This window comes from Fusobacterium sp., assembly GCF_019012925.1.
In the GTDB taxonomy this organism is placed as follows: Bacteria; Fusobacteriota; Fusobacteriia; order Fusobacteriales; family Fusobacteriaceae; genus Fusobacterium_A.
This window is the reverse complement of record NZ_JAGIRL010000050.1, coordinates 1-6,822: the sequence shown is the minus strand read 5'-3', so window position 1 is coordinate 6,822 and position 6,822 is coordinate 1. Positions and strand designations below refer to the sequence as shown.

Below are 6,822 nucleotides of genomic sequence, written 5' to 3'. Positions count from 1 at the left end.
TAAGATGGCAAAGGTACCTAAAGATGAGATAGATAGAAGAGTGAGAGAAGCAGCAGAAAAATTGGAGATAACTCAACTTTTAGATAGAAAACCTAAAGAGATGTCAGGAGGACAAAGACAGAGGGTAGCAGTAGGAAGGGCGATAGTGAGAAAACCAGATCTATTTCTATTTGATGAACCGCTATCAAACTTAGATGCAAAGTTGAGAGTATCAATGAGAGTAAAGATAACTCAATTACATAAACAGTTGAAAGCTGAAGGACAAACAGCAACAATGATATATGTAACTCATGATCAAGTTGAGGCAATGACAATGGGGGATAGAATCTGTGTCTTGAATTATGGAAAGATAATGCAGGTTGATACACCACTAAATCTATATAATAAACCAGCGAATAAGTTTGTAGCAGGATTTATAGGTTCGCCAGCAATGAATTTTATTAATGGAAAAATTATAAAAGAAGATGGAAAATTATATTTTGACTTTGTTGGCAATAGATTACTTATTTTTCAAGAGGAAAAGTGTAGAGTCTTGGAGAAGTATGTTGATAAAGAAATCGTTTTAGGAATAAGACCTGAACATATAGGAAATAGATTAACAAAAATTGAAGCAGATAGTGCAAAGGTAAATTTTTTAACTGGAAAAGTAAGCATTGTGGAGCATATGGGAAATGAAGAGTTTCTATATTTTTCAATTTTAGGATTTGAGTTGATATCTAGAATAGATGTGACAAAATCAATAGCTGTTAGTTATGGAGAGGAAAATGAATTTTATTTTGATATGGAAAAAGCTCATTTTTTTGATAAAGATACAGAGAAAAATATAGTAATATAATAAATTTAAAAAGGTTAGTGAATATACCACTAACCTTTTTATAATTTTATGAGAAAATAATTAATTTTTACATAGAAGTAAGTATAGCATCAACTAAACTATCCATTTCAATATGGTTATCATCTGTCATAGATGATGTTAAAGTAACTTTTTCATTTAAAATATTCATATCTTTCATCTCTTCTAAACATTTCATCATTAAGCTACCTGATTTACAAGCCCAAGAACCATTTTCAACTACAGCTACAGTTCTTTTTTGTACATTTAGTGCTTTCATATCCATTAGATAATTATGCATTAGAGGGTAGATTCCAAGGTTGTAAGTAACAGATGCAAGAACAATATGACTATATCTAAAAGTTTCAGCTATTAATTCAGAAACATGAACTTTTGAAACATCGTACATATGAACATTAGTCATACCTTTTTCTACTAGTTTAGTAGCTAGTACAGATGCAGCATTTTCAGTATTTCCATACATTGAAGCGTAGACGATCATAACTCCTTTTTCTTCTGGAATATATTTACTCCATCTATTATATTTATCCAAGAAATACTCAAAGTTATTTCTCCATACTGGACCATGAAGAGGACAGATCATTTTAATATCTATACCACTAGCTTTTTTCAAAAGAGCTTGTACATGAGGTCCATACTTACCAACTATATTAGTATAGTATCTTCTAGCATCATCTATCCAATCTCTATCAAAATTTACCTCATCATTGAAAAGTTTTCCATCTAAAGCTCCAAAACTTCCAAAGGCATCAGCACTAAATAGCACTCCATTTGTTAAATCAAAACTTACCATAGCTTCTGGCCAGTGAACCATAGGAGCGGCTACAAATAGTATTTTATGTTTACCAAAAGATTTTGTATCTCCTTCAACAACTGTCTCACACTTTTCAGGATCTACATTAAATCCAAATTGATTCATAAGATAGAAAGCTTTTTCAGAACTAATAACTTTTACTTCAGGGTAATGCATTATGATCTCTTGTATCATTGCAGCATGGTCAGGTTCCATATGATTGATTACCATATAATCTAATTTTCTATCTTTTAAAACATATTTTATATTCTCTATAAATTGACGTCCTATTGCCCAATCCACAGTATCAAATAGGACTGTTTTTTTATCTAAAAGTAGATAAGAGTTATAAGAAACTCCTCTAGATATGGGGTGTATATTTTCAAATAGGTGTAGACGGTGTTCATCTCCTCCTACCCAGTATAGATCATCAGTTATCTTTCTTACGTTATGCATAGTATCTTCCTCCTAAGATTAATCTTCTATCTCAATAAAAGCAGTTTTTTCTTCACCACAGTCTGGACAAATCCATTCTTCAGTTAATTTTTCAAAAAGTGTTCCTTCAGCAATTTCGTTTTCTTCATCTCCAATTGCTGGATCATACTCATAACCACAACCACCACATACATATCTTTTCCAAGATGAAGGTCTACTTGGTTTTGGAACTACTCTCTTCATTTTTTTCATAGGAGGAGCTGGAGTCTTAGGTTCACCATTGTCCAAAGCCTTAGTCAATAGAGGAAGGATCTCCTTGACATCTCCAACAATTCCATAATCAGAGTTTTTAAATATAGGAGCATTAGGATTTGTATTGATAGCAACTATTGTAGTAGCATCTTTAATTCCTTTTAAGTGTTGCCCTGCTCCCGAAATACCGCAGGCAATGTAAAGGTTACCGTTGAATTTTTGACCAGACATTCCTACATAACGATTTAGAGGAAGGTATCTTAAAGTTTCAGCTACAGGTCTTGATGACCCGATTGCAGCTCCAGCCTGAATAGCTAAATCTTCAATAAGCTTCATATTTTCTTTTGCTCCAATTCCTTTTCCAGCACTTACTACACGCTCAGCTTGAGGAATTGGTGTGTCTAAAGGTATTCCAACAGTGAAATCATAACCATCATTTTTTAAACTTTCAACTAGTGCATTAACTTTTTCTTCCATAGTTCCATCTTTAAAAATAATGTTTTTACGAAGTCCAGTTGCTCCACCATTTCCTTTTGCTTTTTTCTTAGTTGATTCAGCTTTAGGCATTTTTCCAATGATATGAGAAGCTATAACTACTCTTTGAATCTCATTAGTTCCCTCATAGATAGTACAAATTTTAGCATCTCTATAAGCACGTTCTACTTCCATTCCTTTTAAGTAACCAGATCCACCAAATATTTGTAAAGCATCATTAACTACCTCAAGACATATATCAGAAGCATATTGTTTAGCCATAGCTGATTCCATACCGAAAGGTTCGTGATTCTCTTTTAATTCAGCAGCACTATATACTAAAAATCTAGCTGCTCTCAATTTTGTTGCCATATCAGCTAACTTGAAAGATATGATCTGTTGTTGAGCTATTGGTTTTCCAAATTGTACTCTCTCTTTAGCATACTCAAGAGCATTTTCATAAGCTCCTTGTGCAATTCCTAGAGCTTGAGAAGCTATTCCAATTCTACCACCATCAAGGGTAGCCATTGCAATTTTGAATCCTTCTCCCTCTTTTCCAAGAAGATTCTCTTTAGGAACTTTAACATTATTAAAAATTAGTTCAGCAGTAGACGATGAACGGATTCCCATCTTGTCATAATGATCACCAAATGTAAATCCTTCCCACCCTTTTTCTACAATAAAGGCACTTATTCCTCTTGTTCCTATATCTGGAGTAGTAACAGCAAAGACAACATATGTATCAGCTTTATCAGCATTTGTTATAAATATTTTACCACCATTTAAAATGTAGTGATCTCCAACTAATTCAGCCGTAGTTTCAGTTCCTCCTGCATCACTTCCTGCATTTGGTTCAGTTAATCCAAAAGCCCCAAGTTTTTCACCAGAAGCTAAAGGGATAAGATATTTTTGTTTTTGTTCTTCAGTTCCAAAAGCATAGATAGGATAGGTACCTAAAGAAACATGTGCTGAGAGTATAACTCCTGTACCACCATCAACTCTTGATAACTCTTCAACAGCTATAGCATAGCTTAAAGTGTCCATACCTGCCCCACCATACTCTTTAGGATAAGGTATACCCATAAGTCCCAATTCAGCAAATTTTTTAATAGCTTCAGTAGGAAATTCATTATTTTGATCTAAAGAAAAAGCAATTGGTTTAACTTCTGTTTCAGCAAACTCTCTAACCTTTTTACGTAACTCCTCGTGGATTTCACTAGTTTTAAAAAGCATAAAATGACCCCCTCTTTTAATCTATCAACAATATTTAATCTATACTTGATTAGTTATCTATATAACTCATTATATTCCTGTGCATTAAAAAAGTCAAGTATAATTTGTAAAAAAAAAGAACAATTTTATTTAAAAATAAAATAAAATCGTTCAAATTGTACAAATTATTTTTCTAAAAATGAGTTAAACTCCACAGTGAAGAGGTTTCCAGCAGTTGTGTCTTCCAAATAGATATCTCCATTTAACTTTGAAATAATTGTTTTGCAAATAGAGAGACCTAGACCACTTCCTCCATGATACTCTTTAACAAATGGTGAAAATAGATATGGCTTTATCTGTTCCCCTATTTTTTCTCCATCATTAAAGAAGTGCATATATAGTGTATCCTCTTTTTTTTCACAGGTTATAGAGAAAAAAGTGTCAGAATATTTAATTTGATTGGTTATTAAATTTTCAAAAATTATCTTTAGTTGCTCCTTATCACACTCGATAAAATAGTTTGAAGGGATATTAAGTTCTACTTTTTTATTTGAGTAATTATATTTAAGTAAAATTAAGATCTCCTGTATAGTATCATAGATATTAACTGAAGTAGCAGTAGAAAAATAATAATCATTGGATTCCACTTTTATAATTGTAATTAAATCACGAACTTTCTGCTTAATTCTATATGCTTGAGCTAGTATAGTATCCAAAGTAGAGTTGAGATCACCTTTCGGAAAAAGATTATCTTTAGCAGAAGAGGTATAACCTTCAATAATCATAATAGGAGTCTTCATTTCATGAGAGATATACTGTAGAGTAGATTGCCTAAGAGCCTCTTCTCTATCTAATGTGTCTTTTAGAATTTTTAGATCATTTACTAAATTTTGCAACTCTTTATCCTCACTATCAATTACAATTTCATCTATTTTCTCTTTTTTAGTGATTTTTTTAGTATATACCCTTAATTTATAAATATCTTGATACAATCTGTTGCTAATAAAATTAGTATAGCATATTGAAAGAAATATTAAAAAAATAGTAAAACAGATGAAGTAAAGACAGATTTTAGGGAATATCTCAGCATAAATATCTCTAATAATTGAGTATTGATAGATAGTTTCTCCATTTTGAGTATCTAATTTTATATTACATAGAATTTTTTTATCTGAAAGATTTTCATGATAAAATTGATTGGATTTTTTTTGAGATTGTGCCCTATCCTCAATAATAGTGGCCAGTTCATCTCCATGTACTCCTTGAACCACTTCAATTGAATTTGTAGATACACCGAGTATCCATTCATTCTTAACTCCAAGAGTCTCTTTTTTATTTAGAGTGTGTGTTGAGATTATCTGGTCTTCAAAGAGTTTTTCAAAATATGTAAACGACCAGTAATATACAGTAAGTATTGAGGTTGACATAATAATTAAACCAAATAAAATTCCATAGATAATAAATTTAAACTTAATACTTCTCATCTTCATTAATTATACCTATACCCAAAACCATAGATAGTTTCAATTGCAAAAAATGGAAGTTTTTTCCTAATATTTTTTATGTAGTTATCCACAACTCTATCACTTCCAAAATAATCATTACTCCAGATAGAGTTAAGTAAAAACTCTCTAGAAATAGCTTGTCCTTTATGCTCAATAAAGAAGCAGATAATATCATACTCTCTACTTGTAATTTCTAGCACATCATCATTAAGAGAGATAACCCTTTTTGTGATATCTATCTTGTATGGTGGTATCTCAATAATAGAGAGGTTGTTTTCCTCTTTTTCATACTGAGTTGTTTTTAGTAGTTTTTCCACTCTATAAACCAATTCAGCTGGAAGGAATGGTTTTGAAATATAGTCATCACAACCTATTTCAAATCCAGTAACTCTATCAAAACAATCTCCTTTAGCAGATATTATAATTACAGGTGCTTTACTGTTATTGCCCTTTATAGTCTTTAGTAACTCTAGTCCGTTTCCATCAGGTAGCATTATATCTACAACCCACAGATCAATAGCTTCCTTTAAATATTTTGTACTCTCTTGAATATTTTTACAAGAGTATACTGAAAATCCTGATTTTTCCAAATAAAATTTTAAAATTTGATGTAGATCACTCTCATCTTCAATAAGACATATTCTAACCATTGAATTTAAATCCTTTCATAAATGTTTTATATATTTTAAAAATAGATTATTACATATATTTTAACAAAAAAATATATAATTTTCTATATGAAATGTATAATTTTTTTATAATAATATAGTATTATAAAACTAAATGATTTGCAAGACAAACAATTTATAATATGGAGGAAAAAATGCAACTGTGTGATTTAAAAAATGGAGAGAAAGCTAGAATCATAAAAATAGGGAGAATTGGGGAACTAAAGAAGAGACTAGTAGATATGGGAGTAACTGCTGGTGAGACTATTAAGTTAGAGAGAAATGCTCCTTTAGGGGATCCACAAGAGTATATCGTGAAGAGTACAGGGATAGCAATAAGAAAAGAAGATGCAAAAAATATTGAAGTGGAAAAGGTTGAAGAATAATTAAAATAGAGGAGAGAAGAAAATGATAAAATTAGCATTTACAGGGAATCCAAACGTAGGAAAATCAGCTTTGATCAATGCTATTGCAGGTTCAAAATTAAAAGTAGGAAACTGGCCTGGAGTAACAGTAGAGAAGAAAGAAGCAACATTTATCTACAAGGGAGAGGAGATACAACTAGTTGACTTACCAGGAGTATATAGTTTAAGTCCATACTCACTAGAGGAGAAGATAACAAGAGACTTT

General features: G+C 31.3%; 7 protein-coding genes. 3 read left to right on the top strand and 4 right to left on the bottom strand.

Annotated features, from left to right (window positions below):
• Positions 1–835, top strand: an 835-nt coding sequence (locus tag QZ286_RS09410; protein ID WP_291256711.1) for an ABC transporter ATP-binding protein, incomplete at its 5' end; no start/stop codon positions are given.
• Between the two features lie 67 nt (positions 836–902).
• Here the strand turns inward: QZ286_RS09410 and QZ286_RS09405 are convergent.
• From QZ286_RS09405 to QZ286_RS09390, 4 genes are all read right to left on the bottom strand, one after another.
• Positions 903–2,102, bottom strand: a complete 1,200-nt coding sequence (locus QZ286_RS09405) for an FprA family A-type flavoprotein (RefSeq protein WP_291256710.1) — start codon at positions 2,100–2,102, stop codon at positions 903–905.
• 18 nt (positions 2,103–2,120) lie between these two features.
• Entirely contained in the window at positions 2,121–4,040 is a 1,920-nt protein-coding gene (locus QZ286_RS09400) for an acyl-CoA dehydrogenase family protein (RefSeq protein WP_291256709.1), read from the bottom strand.
• Between the two features lie 164 nt (positions 4,041–4,204).
• The gene (locus QZ286_RS09395; protein WP_291256708.1) at positions 4,205–5,509 is read right to left on the bottom strand and encodes a sensor histidine kinase KdpD; all 1,305 of its coding nucleotides are present in this window, start codon (positions 5,507–5,509) and stop codon (positions 4,205–4,207) included.
• Positions 5,509–6,174 carry a response regulator transcription factor gene (locus QZ286_RS09390; protein ID WP_291256707.1) on the bottom strand — a complete coding sequence of 222 codons (666 nt, stop codon included), beginning with the start codon at positions 6,172–6,174 and terminating at the stop codon, positions 5,509–5,511. Before QZ286_RS09390 ends, QZ286_RS09395 begins: the two co-directional genes overlap by 1 nt.
• 173 nt (positions 6,175–6,347) lie before the next feature.
• Here QZ286_RS09390 and QZ286_RS09385 point away from each other — a divergent pair, with 173 nt between their 5' ends.
• Positions 6,348–6,578, top strand: coding sequence for a FeoA family protein (locus QZ286_RS09385; protein WP_291256706.1), 231 nt, complete (start codon positions 6,348–6,350; stop codon positions 6,576–6,578).
• Between the two features lie 22 nt (positions 6,579–6,600).
• A partial coding sequence (locus QZ286_RS09380) for a FeoB small GTPase domain-containing protein (protein WP_291255017.1) occupies positions 6,601–6,822 on the top strand: 222 nt, incomplete at its 3' end.

Coding starts and splice junctions, on each gene's coding strand:
- QZ286_RS09385 (WP_291256706.1), top strand. CDS start 6,348: ATGCAACTGTGTGATTTAAAAAATGGAGAGAAAGCTAGAATCATAAAA.
- QZ286_RS09395 (WP_291256708.1), bottom strand. CDS start 5,509: ATGAAGATGAGAAGTATTAAGTTTAAATTTATTATCTATGGAATTTTA.
- QZ286_RS09400 (WP_291256709.1), bottom strand. CDS start 4,040: ATGCTTTTTAAAACTAGTGAAATCCACGAGGAGTTACGTAAAAAGGTT.
- QZ286_RS09405 (WP_291256710.1), bottom strand. CDS start 2,102: ATGCATAACGTAAGAAAGATAACTGATGATCTATACTGGGTAGGAGGA.
- QZ286_RS09390 (WP_291256707.1), bottom strand. CDS start 6,174: ATGGTTAGAATATGTCTTATTGAAGATGAGAGTGATCTACATCAAATT.